This is a genomic window from Phosphitispora sp. TUW77 (assembly GCF_048453025.1).
Taxonomy (GTDB): domain Bacteria; phylum Bacillota; class Thermincolia; order Thermincolales; family UBA2595; genus Phosphitispora.
Map to the genome: position 1 here is coordinate 809,291 of NZ_CP156677.1, position 18,659 is coordinate 827,949.

Genomic DNA, 18,659 nt, shown 5'->3' on the forward strand with positions numbered 1-18,659 from the left:
TATCTGTTATAATACTTCATGAAGGAGTGTGATTAATCAAGTGAAACTTCAATTTCCTAAAACTAAACGTACTATTATCGTCAGTTTTTTAATCCTAGGTGTTGCTTTATCAATTATAGTTGGTTATTGGTATGGGAATTCGCAACAAGACGTTGTGGCTACCGTGAATGGAGAAAATATCAGCAAAAATGAACTATATGAATTATTGGTAAAACAAAACGGTCAGCAGGTCTTGGATTCGTTAATTTCACAAAAAATAATTGAATTTGAAGCTAAAAAACAAAATATTGTTATATCTGATGAAGATATTCAAAAAGAACTGGCAAAGTTTCATCAATCTTATGGAAGTGAGGATGCTTTTAATCAAGCCCTTGAAATGAGCGGTTATTCCTTAGATGATATAAAAAAAGAGCTGACCCTGAATATAAAAATAAATAAATTATTGGAACCGCGAATTTCAATTACTGAAGAGGAAATAAAGAAATACTTTGACGAAAACAAGGAACAATTCGCTCAGCAAAAACAGGTAAAGGCCAGCCATATTTTAGTTGAAACTGAAGAAAAAGCAAATGAGATTAAAAAGAAGCTGTCAGATGGACAAGATTTCGCGCAACTGGCAAAAGACAATTCAACAGATACAATGAGCAAGGAAAATGGCGGGGACCTAGGGTTTTTTGGCAGTGGTGATATGGTTGCAGAATTTGAAAAAGCGGCCTTTGCCCTAGAGGTCGGAGAAATTAGCTCTCCGGTAAAGAGTGAATTCGGATATCACATTATTAAGGTGACTGAAGTTAAAGAGGCCCAGGAAGCCAATTATGAAGAAAGTAAACTCCAAATTAAGGACACCTTGTTTGGACAGAAAGCGCAGACGGAATATAGCACCTGGCTGCAGGAGCTGTATGAGGAGTATAAGATCGAAAATTTTCTGGAAGACAAATAAAAAAACAGGAGCGTGTTCATAAGATTGAACTTATGGAACGCTCTCTTTTTTTGAGGCAATATTATTAACTGAATTGCTTTTGTGGACAGTTGTACGAAGCGGGAGTTCCTTCAGGAAGAAGGTCAGGAAAAATGCCAGTATCAAGACGATTAAGATACTTAAAAATACATTGGCCAGGGAAGCAGCCATGGCTCCCCGTAATGCTTCTATAAGTTGAGTAAAGACCGGATGGAGTGATTCCGGTAAGCTGTTTTGAATTGCACTAAGCTTTGGGTGGTCTAAAAGAATCTGGGGATTTTTTAATTGAGAAATTTTTTTGATTGCAGCCGGCTCCAGTCCTGCCAGATTTAGCCTGCCGCCTAAGGCTTTTATTTTAGTGCCCATGCTTGTGGAAAGAACGGTACCCAGCACAGCAATTCCAATGGTCCCGCCGATGTTGCGGAATAATTGAACTGATGCTGTAGCTACTCCCAGGTCCTTGGAATCAACGGCATTTTGAACGGCAATCATGAAAACAGGCATTCCAAGTCCGAGGCCGCAGCCAAAGATAAGCATACTAATCGCTGCCATAGGAATATTGTTCATAACTACCATGAGCAGCATTCCAGTAACCATGGTAAACATTCCAATAAGGGCCATTTTTTTATATTTACCAGTTTTGGTCATCCGGCGTCCCGAATAAGCATTTAAAGCAAACATACCTATAGACATGGGCATAGTAACATAGCCGGCATAAGTTGCTGAAATGCCTTTTACGCCCTGCACGTAAAACGGCATATACATCAATGCCCCAAACATGCCTGCATGCATCATGAAACCAATAGCATAGGAAAGTGATACAACGCTGTTTTTAAACAAGGATAAGGGAAGGAGCGGAGTTTTTACTCTGGTTTCAACAAAAATAAAGAGGGCCAGAGAAACAATCGCGAAGGCGAATAGTTCCAAAATCAGGGACGAATCCCAGGGATATTTTGTGCCGGCCCATGAGAACGCAAGAAGCATGGGGACGATTGTAAGAACTATAAATAAGGAACCTGGATAATCGATCGATTCAGATTTTCTTCGGTTAGTTTTGGGGAAAAGCAGCAGAATCATAAAAAACGCCAAAAAACCAAATGGCAGGAACATCCAGAACACCCAGTGCCAATCCATATGGTCTACAATATAGCCGCCAAAACCGGGACCAAGGATACTGGAGATTCCAAAGACGGCACTGATAACCCCGATCCAGCGGCCTCTTTCGCGCGGGGAGAACAAATCGCCAATGGCAGTAAAGGCTGTAGCCATAATTATCCCAGCCCCGGTTCCCTGAATCCCACGGTAGATAATCAAGTGTATGATATCCTGTGAGGTTCCGGAAAAGAACGCCCCTGTCATAAAAATCACAATTCCGGACAAAATAAATGGCTTTCTTCCATAAATATCTGAGAGCTTGCCCACCAAAATTGTAGAGATTGTTGAGGTTAACAGGTAGATAGTTATAACCCAGGTATAATAATTCATGCCCCCTAGTTTGGCGATAATGCGAGGCAGGGCTACACCTACTATTGTCTGATTAATAGAAGAAAAAAACATGGCTGTAGAAATGGCAAACATAATCGTGGCTTTGCGTTGGTATGATAAATTTTCCACAGATTTAGACTCCCCCGAATTTATTGAATAGCGTAGATGTTATAAACTTTTTTATTATACTTTTTTTAGAAATAAAAGTCAATGGTATCGGGCAAAAGCAGTGATTATACCATTGACTATATATTAATTGCTAGATATAATTTACATATATTACAAACATGGGTTAGTTCTGGGAGTATTTTAAAAATGGATGGGATATGGGGCTGCAGAGAATGAAGCAATTAGGATATAAATTGCTGATTTTTATTATGATTTTTGTAGCAGGGTGCACTCCGGCACAGGTAAGCTCTATTGAAGCTGAACAAGGAATATTTGACCTTACCCATTTGGAGAAGTTTGAGGATGAAATTTTCGTACTTGATGGTGAATGGGAGTTTTACTGGAATAAATTATTAACTTACCCAGACCTTGACATAGAAACATATGACCTCTTGGTTTATGTCCCAAATGCATGGAATGCATATTCGTTAAAAGGAGCAGACCTTCCCGGTCAGGGCTATGCTACGTACAGGCTGCATATTAAGACAGGCTTGCCGGCAGGTACTATGATGGGGCTGAAGGTGCACTCCTTTTCCAGTGCTTACAATTTATTTATTAATGAAAAGCTTGTTGCTTCAAATGGAAGGGTATCTGAAAATGCCGCGACAGAAATTGGAGCATATAAACCCCAGGTCGCATTATTCAATATTCCCGATTGCGAATTTGACATTATTATTCAAGCATCAAATTTTCACAATGCCAGGGGCGGATTCTGGCATTGCATGTCAATGGGCAGTGCTGATAATATTATCAGTCTTAATGAGAGAACAAAGGAGAAAGAAACTTTTCTGATTGGCGCTCTGCTGATTACCTCCTTATTTAATTTTGCCGTTTTTGCCCTGAGTAATAAATTAAGGTATACCTTGTATTTTGCTCTGTTTTGCATATCAGTAGCTGTTAGTATTGATATGGTAGGGCAGTTCATAATCCTTGAATTTTTTCCTGAACTGAGTTTAGATGCTATTCTTTTAATTACTTATTCAGTGGCTGAGTGGATGGTGTTTTTACTCATTTTGTTTATGCATTCCCTTTATCCATCAAAGGTTTCGGGTATTTTTGTCAGGATATATCTTATTATTGCGGTTATATTTCAATTGTATTATATTTTTACGCCGCCATTAGATTATACCGGTAGTTTTTATATCAGCAGCTATATTGAAATAGCCGGTATAATATGTACAATAGTTATTGTTAGCATAGGTATTAAAAGACGGGCTAAAAGCGGTTGGCTTAATATTATCAGTATTCTGATAGCACTGGTTACCTATGTGCATGATATCTTATACTGGACTAATGTTATTTGCTGTGATTGTGGTGAAATATTTTATGTTGGGCTGTTTTTGTTTATTTTTATCCAACTGGTTATTCAGGCACAGCGTATTAAGCAGTATCATGACAAGAAAATTGCTGCCGAGCTGGCATTTTTACAGGCACAAATCAAGCCGCATTTATTATATAATGCCATTAATACCTTTGTCTCTATCTCGTACTATGATATAGAAAAAGCGAGAAACCTTTTGATGAATTTAAGTAGTTACTTAAGAAGCAGTTTTGATTTGAAGGATTTATGCCAGTTTGTCCCGCTGAAAAATGAAATAGAGCTTGCCAAAGGTTATGTTGAGCTCGAAAAGTTTCGTTTTGAGGAGCGAATAGAAGTAAGCTTTGAGGTTCCGGAAGAATTGGAAGCCAGAGTTCCTAAATTTATACTGCAGCCATTAATTGAGAATGCAATTATCCATGGAATTTTACCCAAGCCTGAAGGAGGGCGGGTTGACATATCAGTAAAAAAAGAGGGAAATTATCTCATATTCAGGGTAAAAGATAATGGTATTGGAATGTCTGTAGACAAATTGAATTGGGAAAAGTTTGATTCACCAAAAGGTATTGGAATGGTCAATATAGATAGACGGCTGCGGAAGCTGTTTGGTAAAGGACTTCAAATCAAAAGCAGTCCCGGAGCCGGAACAGAGTTGATATGGAGTATCCCTTTATGACGGGAGTGGAGTTTGCCTGATGATTAAAGCAGTATTGATTGATGATGAGAGACCTGCATTAAAAGGCCTTGAATACCTGTTAAGGAGTCATCAGTTTGTTGAAATAGCGGGAATGTTTATCAACCCACTGGAGGCCATTGAGGAAATAGCCGGTATCAAACCACATGTCGTATTTCTTGATATCAATATGCCGCAGATGCAGGGAATTGATGCAGCTTCTCGAATACTTGACCAGTGTCAGGATACGAACATTGTTTTTGTTACAGCCTTTGACCGGTATGCCATTGAAGCTTTTGAACTTCATGCCTTGGACTATATATTAAAGCCTATTTCCAGGGAACGCTTGACTATTACCTTGAAGAGAGTAATGGCAAAGAACCAAATTAAACAGCAAAGTGAGGGTAAAAAGCTTGTAATAAGCTGCTTTGGCCGGTTTCAAATGGGATGGTTTGGGGAGGAGCCAGTAAAATGGCGGACCGAAAAGACCAGGGAGCTATTTGCCTTTTTAATTCATCATCAGGGAAGGAAAGTTTCAAAGGATCAAATCCTTGAGCAGCTTTGGCCGGAAACGCCATTAGAAAAAGCAGTACACCAGCTGCATAATGGGATTTATTATATTCGCAAAACTTTGGTACAGTACGGTATAGATAAGTCCTTGATTAGTATTTCTGGATATTATAGTATCAACCTGGGTGTTGTAGAAGTGGATGTATTGCTTTTTCAGCAATGCATTGGAAGGGTCAGCTGCAATATGACAATTCAATGCCTTGAGGGTATAGAAACTATGTATGTGGGTGAATACATGGAAGGGACGGACTGGCCCTGGGCGGATTTGGAGCGTGAGAGGCTTTTCAGGCAGTACGGTGAAGTTGTTGTTCGTTTATCTAAGGCTTACATAGAAAAAAAAGAATATGCCAAAGCAGAGAAGCTCTTATTAAAGGTTTTTAACAGAAACCCCTATGAGGAAAATATTACCGAGCTGTTAATGCAACTTTACAGAGTGACCGGCGATAAGACTAAAGCTGCGAGACATTTTGCGGCATATACAAAATTGCTGATGGAAGACCTTGGGGTTCAGCCCCAGATTAAATTATTGAATATTTATTCTTCAATAAAGTGAAAGTGAAGCAATCTCAATTATTAATGATGAAACCACCTCTATTTTATTAGATGGGTGGTTTATTTATTTTGAGAAATAGTTAATTTATTTGGGAGAATTTTGGGAGATTATGGTTGTACAATGGAATAGTGTTCAATTTCACTTTTTTATATAAACAAAAATTAGGAGGTGAATTTGTGCTAGTTTATATTCTTCATACAGGCGGCTATGGTTTGGCTAAAATAGCGACCTGGCTCTCGGAAAAACCGTATATTAGGGATGTAGTGCTTATGAAGAGCCCTGATGCATTTCTGGAACAAATTAAACTGGAAAGGCCGGAATTAGTTTTTATTCGTATTGGAAACAGCGACATCCCAGGGCTGGGTATAGGACAGATGGTGAAGGCAATGGACCAGGCCATTAGGGTAATTTTTGTTGCCGAAGAAAATGATTGCGCACCTGATGCTTGTGAAGTTGTCGCTTATGGATATCTGTTATATCCAATTGAGAGGGAGAATTTTGAAAAAGTGTTATTCAGTGTTGTTGAGCATGTTTAACTTTTTTATTTGTTCTCTTTTGGTCACATCTATTACTTTAAAGAAACTGTTTAGCTGTTTATGCCATTCTTTTTCAATTTCTGTATAGTTGAGTTGTGTATAGTTGAGTTGTGAATCTGCCGCATTTTTTGGCAGCCTTTGCAAAAGCAGAGCCAGTTCCAAATCTTCAAGTGATTGAAATACCTCAAAAAATTCATCATCAAAGAGACAATACCCTTCAAGAATATCCACCAGGTCGGCTAGGCTCTGAACTTCTCTTTTTATGATTACTATCTTGTCAGATACATATCTGCACCGCCTAATTTCATCTGCAATACTGCGAAATAATTCATCATCCATTTTTCTTCCATCTTCAAATTTGAAGGAAGGTTGTAAACGTTTTTCTTTTAAACTTATAAATAATGATTCCAAGCGATTATTTACCAGCGCATTTTCTAGTCTTGATGACAGATTCTTAATAGTATTTATCATAATCTGTCTTAAAGACTTATCAAAGATATTAAGCTCGCTACAGAGTTGTGTGCATGCATTTATTAGCGTTGTCTCTATTTGATTTTTTGACACGTTCACCAATTTTTGCTGCAAATACTGCCTATCAAAAAGTTCAATATTAAGCCTTAAGATATTCTTTCCTGCTAAAATGCAGCCAATTGCGTTTGTTAGCACAATTTCAAAAATATTTATCAGCAAGTCTTGATAATTGTCATCATAACCGCGCAGCAAACAATGAATATCATTGATATCGAAGTTTTTACAAAACTGATTTTCCAGTAACATTTTTTGCAAATACTCATTGATGTACTCTATACCGGTTAATTCCATTTCAACAATGCTTAAAGGGTAATCTATGAAACCGGGAGTATCATGGGCAGCAAATTCAACATCATAAGCACAGAAAAAAGCCGGGATTCCATTTAGGATAGTATCATTGTAGGCGTAATTATCCGTGACCAGGGAATCATTTTGAACTATGTTAAACATTTGTTTAGCATGCTCCAATTGTAATTCCGTCAGTTTTTTGCCCTGCCGGTATAATTCTGTTAAAGGTTTTTGTTTTAGTGCCTCAATGCTCATATCGGCATCAGGCAAACTCTTTAAATAGATTCCAATAGTGTAAAAGATAGAATATAAAATGTCTTGTGCGGTTTCTTCCTTTATGGAACTGCTTCCGCCACAGGTATAGCGCTCTGACTGTCTAGCTAAAAGCTGGATGGCTTGCATTTGGATATTTTCTAGTTCGGAATCAGTTACTAGATTAAGGCGGCAGGCCTCGTGCAAAAATGACTGAAAATACTGTGTCTTACTGAGGTCTTCTTTTTTTATTAAGCTTTTTTTATCAAGATTAGTCATAATAATTATCCTCACTAAAAGACTCTTCTGTATCTTTGCACATGCTCATATAATTTCTTATTCCATAGCGAATATTGCGTGCCATTAATTCCAATTCCCGGTTTTGCAGCAGTTCAATAGAGCCTCGGCAGTTTTGGTCAAAATAGGTTTTCATCAGTGAAATTAAATCATCATCATCTATTTCATTCAGAGTTTCATTTTTGAAGTAATAAAAAGTTTCTATTAAGTCATTTAATATGGGAGCATAGTTGTGCTTGGCAAGGAAAGGGGAGTCACAAAATTTAATAATAATTTTGTTAATGACTCCCGAACCAAATTCGATGCGTCCATTGGTTCTCAGGGCAGTTGTCTGTGTTTCAACAAGCTCTGCAGCCTCTTGCGGAGACAGTACCAGCCCGTAGCGGAGAGTTATTTTATTGCAGTTTATAATTTCAGAAATGGCCTGTTTATTCATAAAAATAATAGGAAATATAAAAGTATTATCAGCCATATTTTACTCCTTTTAATTATTTTTTAGCAGATAGAAAAGTAGAAAAAAGAATATTGACAAAGCATTTGTTTTATGATATAGTATAGTTGGGAGAGAATCTTCTTTAATACTTAATTTGGGTTAATTTTTAGTATACTATTATTTGTATAAAAAGTCAATGAATTTTGTTTTTAATGACAAATAATAATCCTCTTGTCCAGGAACCTGACAAGAGGATTATTATTTTGTATAAGTTAACCATTGGATAACCGTTCACCGGTATGCTTATAGTTTATGTCTACCATAAAGCTTTTAAGTCAATTATTAATTGTGGAAAATCCGGATGTTCTATAATATCTTCGTCCATTCCGGCAGCAACAAGAGCATATACGCCATCCCTCAAGCAAAAACATTCAAGAGTTTTTTCATCAGGGTTCACAAGCCAATAATGCTGTACCTGGTTAGTTTGATAAATCCGCATCTTCTGCAGCCTGTCTTTGCGACCGGTTGATATGGACAGGATTTCAACAACTAGTTTAGGAGGCCCGTCAATGCGCATTTCTTTGACAATGCTTTTTTGCTCCCCTGATACATAGAATACATCCGGCTGGACAACAGTAATGCTATGGAAGGTAACATCCAGTGGTGCATTAAAGATTTCTCCGTCTGGGTCATTGTTCCAAAAATAATCTTCCAGAATCCGTTGCAGCCGGCGGGATACTCGTTGGTGCATAACATTTGGTGAGGGTTCTTTAACTAAGACGCCGTCAAGAACTTCAAGACGGTATCCTGGTTCTTCCGGCAGATCTAAATAGTCTTGATAGGTAAAAGTCTTAGTGGGACTAATTTTGTATCCGGCTGCTTTTTCCTGAACAGAAGAACCGGTTAGTGCTTTGATTACATCAGAAGGACAATAACGGTATTGTTTATTGCCTAAATCTACGTAGGGAATTTTTTTTTCCCTTGTATATCTCCAGATTGTATCAACAGCTAAATTTAAAGAATCAGCCAGGACATGAGCGGTTACAAGTCGGCTGGCATCAACCATAATATCACCTCTAATAATATTATATATATTATATTAACCAATGTAAACTTAAACAAACTATAATTAAGTAAAAAACAGCTACACTTGCCTATAATTGATAAATAAGAGTTGGATATTGACACCTGGTGGTATTAAAGAGTATAATCATAATAGTTATTTAGTAGAGCAGTAGTTTACTAAACAACTAGCAGGATAATCAATTTAATAAATCATTGGAGGTAAAATAATGAAAATACCTACTGCCTTAAAACACAAACCTGTGATTGTATCCGAAAATTATGAGAACGTGGATGGCAGAAATGCTTATAGCTCTGATGCAAAAGGACTTTCACTGGGATTAGCTCAATGGAATGATCGCGGCAAGGTGGATATTTCTGCTAAAGTATGGAGATATACCGGTGAAAAATGGTCCAGACAATCTGAAGAGCTGCCTTTACACCGTGTTCTTGACCTTGCAATTCTTGTTTGCAGGGCAAAACTACATTTTAGTGAGGCTTATCGATATGAAAACTTATTTGATCCGGAAAACCCTATTATAGATAGAGTTCCTTTACAGGGTGATGCTATGACAGTGGCTGTATGTACTGAAAATGAAAAAATTGACGAAGATATTAAATTATTCAGCCAAGCTCTCAGCAATGATGATGAATTAATCGGAGAACGTTTAAGTACTTTAGCAAGGATACTTGGTGAAATGGGATATTGACATTATGCTGATATTTTGATATATAATAAATAAAATTAGCACTCTCATCAGTAGAGTGCTAATTTTTGAAATTGGATTTAATAATCAATTTTAAAAGAGGAAGGAGAGATTTGATTTGTCAAAAATGCAATTTAAAGCTGAATCAAAAAGATTGTTGGATTTAATGATTAATTCTATTTATACCCATAAGGAGATTTTTTTAAGGGAACTCATTTCCAATGCCAGTGATGCTATTGACAAAATATATTACAGGGCATTAACTGATGACTCCCTAAGTTTCAACAAAGACAACTACTATATTAAAGTGACAGTGGACAAAGAAAACAGGCTGCTGCAAATATCCGATACCGGTATAGGGATGACCAAACAGGAGCTTGAAGACAACTTGGGAGTTATTGCGAGCAGCGGCTCATTAAACTTTAAAAATGAAAATGAAATAAAAGATGGCTATGATATTATCGGACAGTTTGGTGTGGGGTTTTATTCGGCATTTATGGTATCTGAAACAGTGACTGTAATAACCAGGGCATTGGGAAGTGAAGAAGCTTATAAATGGGAATCTGAAGGGGCTGATGGGTATACTGTTAAACCATGTGAAAAAGAATCGATTGGCACAGATGTTATTCTTAAAATTAAAGCGAATTCAGATGACGAAAATTATGATGAGTTCCTGGAAGAGTATAAATTAAGGGCCATTATTAAAAAGTATTCCGATTTTATCAGGTACCCCATTAAAATGGATATTACCGGGACAAGATTAAAAGAAGGAAGTGACAAGGAATACGAAGAGTATCAAGAAGAACAAGTTGTAAACAGTATGGTTCCTATATGGAAAAAGAATAAAAACGAGCTTAGCCAGGAAGATTACGAGAACTTTTATTCGGAAAAACGCTATGGCTTTGATAAGCCAATCAGGCACATTCATATCAGTGCCGAAGGTACCGTAACATATAAGGCGATTTTATTTATTCCTGAAAAAACGCCCTTTGATTTTTATACTAAAGATTACGAAAAAGGCTTGGAACTTTATGCAAACGGTGTTTTGATTATGAATAAGTGTGCTGACCTGCTGCCTGATTATTTCAGTTTCGTAAAAGGCATGGTGGATTCGGAGGATTTGTCCCTTAATATATCCAGGGAAATGCTGCAGCATGACAGGCAGCTGAAATTTATCGCCAAAAATCTTAAAACCAAAATTAAAAATGAATTGGAAAACCTGTTGAAAAATGAGAGGGACAAGTATGAAGAGTTCTATAAATCTTTTGGAAGACAGTTGAAGTATGGTATTTACACTGATTTTGGCATTAATAAAGAGGTTCTGCAGGATTTATTGATGTTTTATTCATCTAAAGAGGAAAAAATGGTTACTTTAGGTGAATATGTTTCCAGGATGCCTGAAGAACAAAAATATATCTATTATGCTTCCGGAGAATCAGTTGAGAGAATTGATAAAATGCCGCAAACGGAGCTTGTATCTGATAAGGGGTATGAAATTCTGTATTTCACAGATGATGTTGATGAATTTGCAATAAAAATGATCACAACATATAATGATAAGGAATTTAAATCAGTATCCAGTGGTGATTTGGGTATAGAGCAGGAAAATGAAACTTCCCCTGATACGGGTGATAATGATAAGCAGGAACTTTTTGATTACATGAAAAATGTTTTGTCAGACAAGGTTAAAGAGGTTAGGGCTTCAAAAAGGCTGAAAAATCACCCTGTATGCCTGGCTAATGAGGGTGAACTCTCAATTGAAATGGAAAAAGTTCTTAACTCATTGCCGAATAATGACCAAAATATAAAGGCAGACAAAGTATTGGAAATTAACGTAAACCATGATGTGTTCAAAGCACTGCAGGAAGCATATGAAAAAGATAAAGACAAACTGCAGTTGTATACGGATTTATTGTATAACCAGGCATTGCTTATTGAAGGACTGACAATTGAGGACCCGGTTGAGTTCACTAACAATATTTGCAAAATGATGAGGTAAGAAATTCCAAAAGGGAGGCATCCCATAAGTGGGAGGCCTCCCTTTGCAATTGTACTATTCCTGGTATAGTATAGTAACACCCCGTGTAACAGGGTCCCATTGAACTTGGCAGCCCAGATTTTCTGTAATGAATCTTAGCGGCAGCATCGTCCTGCCCGGTGGGATTATAATCGGAACTACGTTAGAATTGGCAGGGTCTATTTGTGTGTTTATGCCGTTAACCTGGGCAGTGTTATTATCTATCCAAAGCACAATAGTTTTATCGGCTGTGGCCACGGTAACCTTTCTATCAGTGGGGTCCCAGTCTACGGAAGCCCCAAGATGTTGAGCCACGTATCTAATAGGCAGCAGTGTTCTGTTCTCGCGGATAACGGGAGCGGCATCCATGGTTAGTAACTGGCTGGTAGTTGAGGCCGGATCGCTTACATAGTATTCAGCCGAATCTATATAAAAAATCATTTCAATTTCTGTACCGGTCTGGTTACCTGGGGCTGCTGCTGGGGTGACTGCTGTTGTTTCATTGGAGTAGTTCGAATCTCCAAAATTGTTATAGGACCTAATTCTGTATGTATATTCTGTATCAGGCGCCACATCTGTATCAAGGTATTCGGTTATATCGGCCCCAACTGTGGCAATTTCACTGAAAATGCTTTCATCTGTGCTGCGCTCAATTTTAAACCCATCTTCATTGCTGGAATTATCGGTCCAGGTTAGTTCAATATTATTTTCCGAAACAGCTTGAGCATCAAGACCTGACGGTATTGCAGGAATGAAAATAATGGGAATTACTTCAATAGGTTCCAGGGGTAAAGGAGTTATTATGATACCTGTACCAATAGTAAAATCCGCATCACTGGTATCGTATTTGTATAAAGGGGGAGTAAAGGAAAACTGCCTCCTTATCTGTATCCTGGCATTGCCGGTGTTAATGTTGGGTACTGCCCAAGTATAACTTCCTGTATTGCTGCAGGAGGTTATGTAATTCCAGGTATTGCCGGAATCTGTTGAATAATAAAGGGTTATTGACCCTCCGGAGGGGGTAGAGGTCCAAGTGATTTCACGTGTTTCCTGTAATATTCCTGAGTTCCAATGTTCTCCGCCATTAGGGGATAATATCTTGGTTTCGCCAAAATATCCTTCAGTAATGGTAAATTCACTGCTGGCTGTGGATTCGGTGGTTCCGGGAGGGGGCAGTAGAAATACTCTCTCTACCTTAATTTTGGCATGGTTTGTTTCCACATCGGGTACGGTCCAGTTATAACTGCCCGTATTGGAGAGAAATACGCTATTTATTTTGTTCCAGTTTATTCCTCCATCTGTTGAATAGTAAATGTTGACAGAGCCTCCCGTGGGGTCGGTAGTCCAGGAAATGGTATGGACTTCACCGGGTTTCCAGCATTCTCCCCCGGCAGGAGAAAGTAGAGTAACTGCTGAATCGGCCCGGGCTTCATTGGCCCAGAACATACCGGCTGCCAATACTGTCACTACAAGCAGTATTAACAGATAAGACCCTTTTTTCTTCAATTTAATTACCTCCTTTTCTTTCGTTTAAGGTATATTACTGTGTTTCACTTTAAGTTATTCTTTTAAAATATCGAAATGGCGTCGATAGCGCTTTGGAATTTGTATGTCCACCTTGAAGCCTATGGCCTGAATGGCTTTGGAGATTTGAGTAATTCCATCATTGTAAAAGACGCTTATTCTTTTCTCTTTGCTGCTGATATTTTTATAGTTACTAGGGCAAACAAATGTCCAGTCAGCACCTTCCTGGTTGATTATGACCCTAAAGAACCTGTCTATCTCTGTTTCTTTATAGTCCAATTTCTTTAATAGAATGTGATGTTCAAAGGCATCATCAATATTAGCAAGCAGTATTTCCAGCCCGTCATAAGAAACCAGCATTAATAAGGGGTCATTAGCCTGCATTGCTTCATATACATGTGTTTCCCCTGGGTAATATTTGATAACCATACAAAATTCCCCCTTTAACGTGTATGGACAATGGTCCGACACGTCTGAGTAAATTATAGCTGATTTCTATTTAAGACTCAACTTTTACCAGAATTTTTTTGGAAGGGAATATGAGCTATTTTGTAGAAATTACAAAGAAATTGGAATATACAAGTTGAGGTTTGATGCTGATGGGCCTTTATAAAAACGGAAAAACACTCATTATTGGATTAATTGGCGTAATAATAGCTGCCGCTATATGTTTTGACGTAATCGCCTTTACGGATACCAAAGTGAGAGTTTCATCTCTTTCGCCTCAAAATGGATTATTGGACTTAGCCGATTGGGAACCGGGAAGAGATGGGATTATAAGCCTGAGTGGCGGATGGGATTTTTATTGGAACAGGTTCCTTAGCAGTGATGAACTTAAGGAAACGGGCGTGGAAGCGGATATTAAGGCCAAAGTGCCGGCAGTATGGAACAATTATAAAATTAATGGCAGCAGTCTTCCGGGTTTTGGATATGCAACCTACCGTCTAAAAGTGATAAACGCAAATGAGGATGAACTCATCGCGTTCCACATACCAACGATGTCTACCTCATACCGGATGTACATTAATGAGAAGTTGGTTGCTTCAAATGGGACTACGGCAGCAGAAAAAGAAAACTTTAGTCCTGAGTATAGGCCAAAAACAGTTCGAATTGCAGCTCCGGGAGCACAATTCGATATTGTTGTACATATATCAAACTTCATCTATTCCCGCGGGGGTATGTGGTATTCAATTGATATGGGTACACCGGAACAAGTTGAAAACCTAAATAAGCGAATTATATACAGGGATATATTCCTATTCAGCATCTTTTTCATCATGGGTTTATATTATTTAAGTATTTTTATGATGAGACGTGAAGACAAGAGCAGTTTATACTTTGTTCTGATGTGTGTGGTTGTAATCGGCAGGACGATTATACATGGAGATTATGCAGTTTATAGGCTGCTGCCTTTTATTAGTTTCAGTGCAATAGTATTTATAAATTATGCAACTTTATACTGGTTCCCCACAGCTTTTCTCCTGCTCCTGAAGGAGTTGTTTCCTGAAGAGGTATCTGGGAAGGCCGTTAGGGCGACAGTTATCTACGCGGCAGTGATTACACTGATAACACTGCTTCTTCCTCTTCATATCTATACGAGGTATACATGTTTTGTCCTGGCAATGCTAATCCTGACATCTTTATATACGATAGTATGTTCCTGTATTGCATTTTTAAAAGGGAAACAGGATTCACTAATAGTATTATCCGGCGCGCTTGCTATGGTAGGCGGAGCTGCTTATGATATCCTGGTTTATCTGAAGTTAATTCCGCAATATGTTGGTGAAGTGTCCAGCTTTGGATTTTTTGTACTTCTCTTTCTTGAATCATTTGTCCTTGCCAGGAGATTTTCACAGGCTTTCAAGAATGTTAATGAAATGTCAGGCAAATTAATGAAGATAGATAAGCTTAAGGATGAGTTCCTTGCTAATACGTCACATGAGCTCCGGACACCTCTTAATGGTATACTTGGCATAACTGAAGGTATGCTCCGGGGCAGTGAAGGAGAATTAAATGATGGGCAGAGACAGAGCCTTTCCATTGTGGCTCTGAGCTGCAGGAGGCTGTCGTATCTGGTCAATGACATTTTGGATTACTCCAGGCTGAAGTATAGTGATATTAAACTTAACCTGAGCCCTTTGAGGGTAGAAGCTGTTATTGAGACTACATTAAATGAATTCAGGCAGTTGACTAACCCGCAACGGGTGGAAATATCCAGCACTATTCCTAATGGATTGCCTCCGGTTATGGCTGATGAAAACCGGCTGGCACAGATAATGTATAATCTGGTTGGCAATGCGGTGAAATGTACCAATCAAGGATATATCAGGGTTATGGCAAAAGAAACCGGTGAAATGCTGGAAATTTGTATAGAAGATACCGGTGAAGGCATTCCGGAAGAAAAATTTAGTGATATATTCAAGTCTTTTGAGCAGGTGGATACTTCTCTTGCCCGCAAATATGGCGGTACAGGATTAGGCCTTCCAATTACAAAATTCCTCATCGAATCACATGGTGGCAGCATATGGGTTGCTTCAGAGGTAGGTAAAGGCGCAAAGTTTACTTTTACACTGCCGATTACCCGGGAACAGTTTGCAAAAAATGAAGCACAAATTCCATTTTACGGAATTGCAGCAGCTGCCGGTGAACCTCGGGTTATTAGAATACCGGGAGAAGGGGCAAATATCCTGGTAGCTGATGATGAGAGAGTAAACTTACAGTCTGCCGCTGCCATTCTGAAAACGGAGGGGTATTCTATAACGGCAGTAAATAGCGGGAAGGCAGCGTTGGAGGAGGTCAGGAAACAGAGTGATATTTCCTTGTTAATATTGGATGTGATGATGCCTGAGATGTCCGGGTATGAAGTATGCCGGATAATAAGGGACAACAGGTCGCATTATGAACTCCCGGTTCTGATGCTTACTGCAAAAACTACAACTGAGGATATTGTAAGGGGCTTCAAAGCAGGAGCCAATGATTATCTGCCAAAGCCGGTTGAGGCAGAGGAACTGCTTGCCAGGGTGAAGACATTAGTGAATTTGAAGGATTCGGTAGACAAGGCCAAGGCAGCCGAAGTGGCTTTTCTGCAGGCTCAAATCAAACCTCATTTTCTTTTTAATGTCCTTAATACCATTTCTTCATTTTGTGATTCTGACCCGGAACGCGCGGGTAAGCTTATCAATGATTTAGCTAACTATCTCAGGCACAGCTTTGATTTTAAAAATCTCGATTTATTTGTCCCCCTTGATACTGAAATCAGCCTAATCAAATCTTATTTGGAAATAGAGAAGGCACGGTTTGGTGACGAAATGAGTGTAGAATTTGTTTTGGATGACAGTATCCAAATTGATATACCGCCTTTGTCCATACAGCCTCTAATTGAAAATGCCATTCGTCATGGTCTGAGGAAAAGAGCGGGAGGAGGTATAGTTACCGTATCGGTTGGGAAGGTCGCGGACGGAGTGCGGGTAGCAGTTAGTGACAATGGGCCGGGGATTCCTGCCGATAAGCTGGACAGGCTTTTTACAGCCGAAAACATAAGTGGTATTGGTCTGAAAAACATTCATTTCCGGCTAAAGAAGATTTATGGAATAGGCCTGTTTATAGAAAGTGAACCAGGTAAAGGAACAAAGGTCTCATTTATTGTACCGGTGGGAGGTGATTCCATTGATTCGGGCAATAATAGTTGAAGATGAGCGTCCTTCGGCTGATAAAATGGAGAAGCTGCTTAAAGATACTGAAATTGTTGAGATAAAGGGGAAGTTTACAAACCCGGTGCTGGCATTAGAATTCATAAAAAAGGTTAAGATAGATGCGGCTTTTTTGGACATAGAGATGCCGGAGCTAGATGGCTTTCAACTGTCTAATCATTTGCAAAATCTGCAGAGTTGGGCTTCGGTGGTATTTGTAACTGCTTATAACGAATATGCCGTAGAGGCATTTCGTGTAAATGCACTGGATTACCTCATGAAGCCGGTGGATAAAGACAGACTGCAAGAAACCCTGCATAGAATTATTCAGGAAAAAGACATCCAAATAGTGAGTTCTCAAGCGCAGGTGAGCTGTTTTGGCAGATTTAAGGTGTCTATAGGCTCAAGTGAGGTGAAATTCCGTACCTGTAAGGCGGCGGAATTACTGGCCTGCCTTATTGACTGCAGGGGCAGGGAAGTCGGCCGGAATGAAATAATTGACCGTTTATGGCCGGAGTATGACGGCGATAGGGCAGTTGCCCATTTTAATACTACACTCCACTATGTCAGGAAGGCTTTGCTGCGAAATGGTGTTGAAGCCCCTATTGAATATTTAAGGGGTTCATACCGGCTGGATGCCACTGCTATTAACTGTGATGCTTATAAGTTTATGTCCTTGGCATCTGCTTCGGAGAGTATAAATGGTTTAACTATTTCACAATATGAGGAGACTGCTGCCCTTTATACCGGTGATTACTTTGGAGATAATGAATATGGCTGGGCTGAAAGAAACCGGATGCTGTTCAGGGAAAAGTATATCCAATTGCTTATAAAGATGGCTGATTATTATAAGATAGCAGAAGAATACAGTAAGATTATTGAACTCTTAAAAATCGGTTTAGCTCATGAACCGCTGCACAGCATGATGAATTACAAGCTGCTGGAGGCTTTATTGTCGGTAAAAGACACCATTGCCGCCGCCAAATACTATGATATTTACAAGAGAGGGCTGAAGAAAGAGTTTAGCCTACAACCTGATGCCAGCTTCAGGAAGCTGATGAAATAAACAATCCGTCCGGATTAATCCGGGCGGTTTTTAATTTCATGAACCTGTTTAGTGGTGGTTTAGTGAAGTTTTATATAATTAAACTAACTGCTATAAAAAGGAATGATATTCGATGTATAATGCTGCGGTTATTGACACTGACCCGTATACTCTTGAAACCATGGCCCGTTTACTGGAAAACAACAGTTACATTTCCCGGGTTGCTTGTTTCAGCCGCCTGCCCGATTTTTTCAGTGAACTGGAAAAAGGCTGGATCCATATTGCATTTATCCGCGTGGGCGGTCCGGAGCTTCAGGGACTTTCACTGGCTATGAAGATAATAAAGGTTTCCCCAGCCACACGGGTTGTGTTTATGGCAGGCATTGCCGGGTATGCCATTATGGCTTTTGAAGAAGGGGCGCGGGGGTACCTGCTGCTGCCGGCTGACCAAAGGCGCCTGGATGAAGTAATTGAAAATATCAGGAGACGTGATCACCGGGAGCGTGGTGATCCATGCTGAACGCATATAAAACATGAAAAAATCATTTGAATG

The 18,659-nt window shown here is 39.0% G+C and carries 15 protein-coding genes; 9 read left to right on the plus strand and 6 right to left on the minus strand.

The features are described from left to right. Nucleotides 1–40 precede the first annotated feature (40 nt). Nucleotides 41–940, plus strand: a complete 900-nt coding sequence (locus tag ABFY19_RS03735; protein WP_418791902.1) for a peptidylprolyl isomerase — start codon at nt 41–43, stop codon at nt 938–940. Nucleotides 941–970: 30 nt separating this feature from the next. On the opposite strand, the gene ABFY19_RS03740 is transcribed toward ABFY19_RS03735, so the two are convergent. Then, nucleotides 971–2,572: an MDR family MFS transporter gene (locus ABFY19_RS03740; RefSeq protein ID WP_418791903.1), complete on the minus strand. Its 1,602-nt coding sequence runs from the start codon at nt 2,570–2,572 to the stop codon at nt 971–973. 197 nt (nt 2,573–2,769) lie between these two features. On the opposite strand from ABFY19_RS03740, the gene ABFY19_RS03745 reads away from it, so the two are divergent. The 3 genes from ABFY19_RS03745 (at nt 2,770) to ABFY19_RS03755 (ending at nt 6,261) form a co-directional block, all read left to right on the plus strand. Next, the gene (locus tag ABFY19_RS03745) at nt 2,770–4,605 is read left to right on the plus strand and encodes a sensor histidine kinase (protein ID WP_418791904.1); all 1,836 of its coding nucleotides are present in this window, start codon (nt 2,770–2,772) and stop codon (nt 4,603–4,605) included. Nucleotides 4,606–4,624: 19 nt separating this feature from the next. After that, nucleotides 4,625–5,725, plus strand: a complete 1,101-nt coding sequence (locus tag ABFY19_RS03750; RefSeq protein WP_418791905.1) for a response regulator — start codon at nt 4,625–4,627, stop codon at nt 5,723–5,725. Between the two features lie 176 nt (nt 5,726–5,901). After that, nucleotides 5,902–6,261: a hypothetical protein gene (locus ABFY19_RS03755; protein ID WP_418791906.1), complete on the plus strand. Its 360-nt coding sequence runs from the start codon at nt 5,902–5,904 to the stop codon at nt 6,259–6,261. Here ABFY19_RS03755 and ABFY19_RS03760 read toward each other — a convergent pair. The 3 genes from ABFY19_RS03760 to ABFY19_RS03770 all read right to left on the minus strand — a co-directional run bounded on the left by ABFY19_RS03760 (nt 6,235) and on the right by ABFY19_RS03770 (nt 9,128). Continuing rightward, a complete protein-coding gene (locus ABFY19_RS03760; RefSeq protein WP_418791907.1) occupies nt 6,235–7,611 on the minus strand; it encodes a DUF6179 domain-containing protein in 1,377 nt (458 codons plus the stop codon). The two genes, ABFY19_RS03755 and ABFY19_RS03760, sit on opposite strands and share 27 nt — an antisense overlap. Then, complete coding sequence (locus tag ABFY19_RS03765; protein ID WP_418791908.1) at nt 7,604–8,101, minus strand: DUF6323 family protein; 498 nt, start codon at nt 8,099–8,101, stop codon at nt 7,604–7,606. Before ABFY19_RS03765 ends, ABFY19_RS03760 begins: the two co-directional genes overlap by 8 nt. 277 nt (nt 8,102–8,378) lie before the next feature. Further along, complete coding sequence (locus ABFY19_RS03770; RefSeq protein ID WP_418791909.1) at nt 8,379–9,128, minus strand: Uma2 family endonuclease; 750 nt, start codon at nt 9,126–9,128, stop codon at nt 8,379–8,381. A gap of 226 nt (nt 9,129–9,354) precedes the next feature. Here ABFY19_RS03770 and ABFY19_RS03775 point away from each other — a divergent pair, with 226 nt between their 5' ends. Together ABFY19_RS03775 and htpG are read left to right on the plus strand one after the other, a co-directional pair. Continuing rightward, a complete protein-coding gene (locus tag ABFY19_RS03775) occupies nt 9,355–9,834 on the plus strand; it encodes a DUF6530 family protein (protein WP_418791910.1) in 480 nt (159 codons plus the stop codon). Nucleotides 9,835–9,949: 115 nt separating this feature from the next. After that, entirely contained in the window at nt 9,950–11,830 is a 1,881-nt protein-coding gene (htpG, locus tag ABFY19_RS03780) for a molecular chaperone HtpG (RefSeq protein ID WP_418791911.1), read from the plus strand. Between the two features lie 54 nt (nt 11,831–11,884). Here htpG and ABFY19_RS03785 read toward each other — a convergent pair whose 3' ends face one another. Further along, on the minus strand, nt 11,885–13,354 hold the full coding sequence (locus ABFY19_RS03785) for a stalk domain-containing protein (RefSeq protein WP_418791912.1): 1,470 nt from the start codon (nt 13,352–13,354) through the stop codon (nt 11,885–11,887). Between the two features lie 54 nt (nt 13,355–13,408). After that, on the minus strand, nt 13,409–13,801 hold the full coding sequence (locus tag ABFY19_RS03790; RefSeq protein WP_418791913.1) for a hypothetical protein: 393 nt from the start codon (nt 13,799–13,801) through the stop codon (nt 13,409–13,411). 170 nt (nt 13,802–13,971) lie between these two features. Here ABFY19_RS03790 and ABFY19_RS03795 point away from each other — a divergent pair, with 170 nt between their 5' ends. The 3 genes from ABFY19_RS03795 to ABFY19_RS03805 all read left to right on the plus strand — a co-directional run bounded on the left by ABFY19_RS03795 (nt 13,972) and on the right by ABFY19_RS03805 (nt 18,626). Continuing rightward, nucleotides 13,972–17,061: an ATP-binding protein gene (locus tag ABFY19_RS03795; protein WP_418791914.1), complete on the plus strand. Its 3,090-nt coding sequence runs from the start codon at nt 13,972–13,974 to the stop codon at nt 17,059–17,061. Next, the gene (locus tag ABFY19_RS03800; RefSeq protein ID WP_418791915.1) at nt 17,039–18,127 is read left to right on the plus strand and encodes a response regulator; all 1,089 of its coding nucleotides are present in this window, start codon (nt 17,039–17,041) and stop codon (nt 18,125–18,127) included. The genes ABFY19_RS03795 and ABFY19_RS03800 overlap by 23 nt, the downstream gene beginning before the upstream one ends. 112 nt (nt 18,128–18,239) lie before the next feature. After that, nucleotides 18,240–18,626: a LytR/AlgR family response regulator transcription factor gene (locus ABFY19_RS03805; protein ID WP_418791917.1), complete on the plus strand. Its 387-nt coding sequence runs from the start codon at nt 18,240–18,242 to the stop codon at nt 18,624–18,626. The last annotated feature ends 33 nt before the right edge of the window (nt 18,627–18,659 follow it).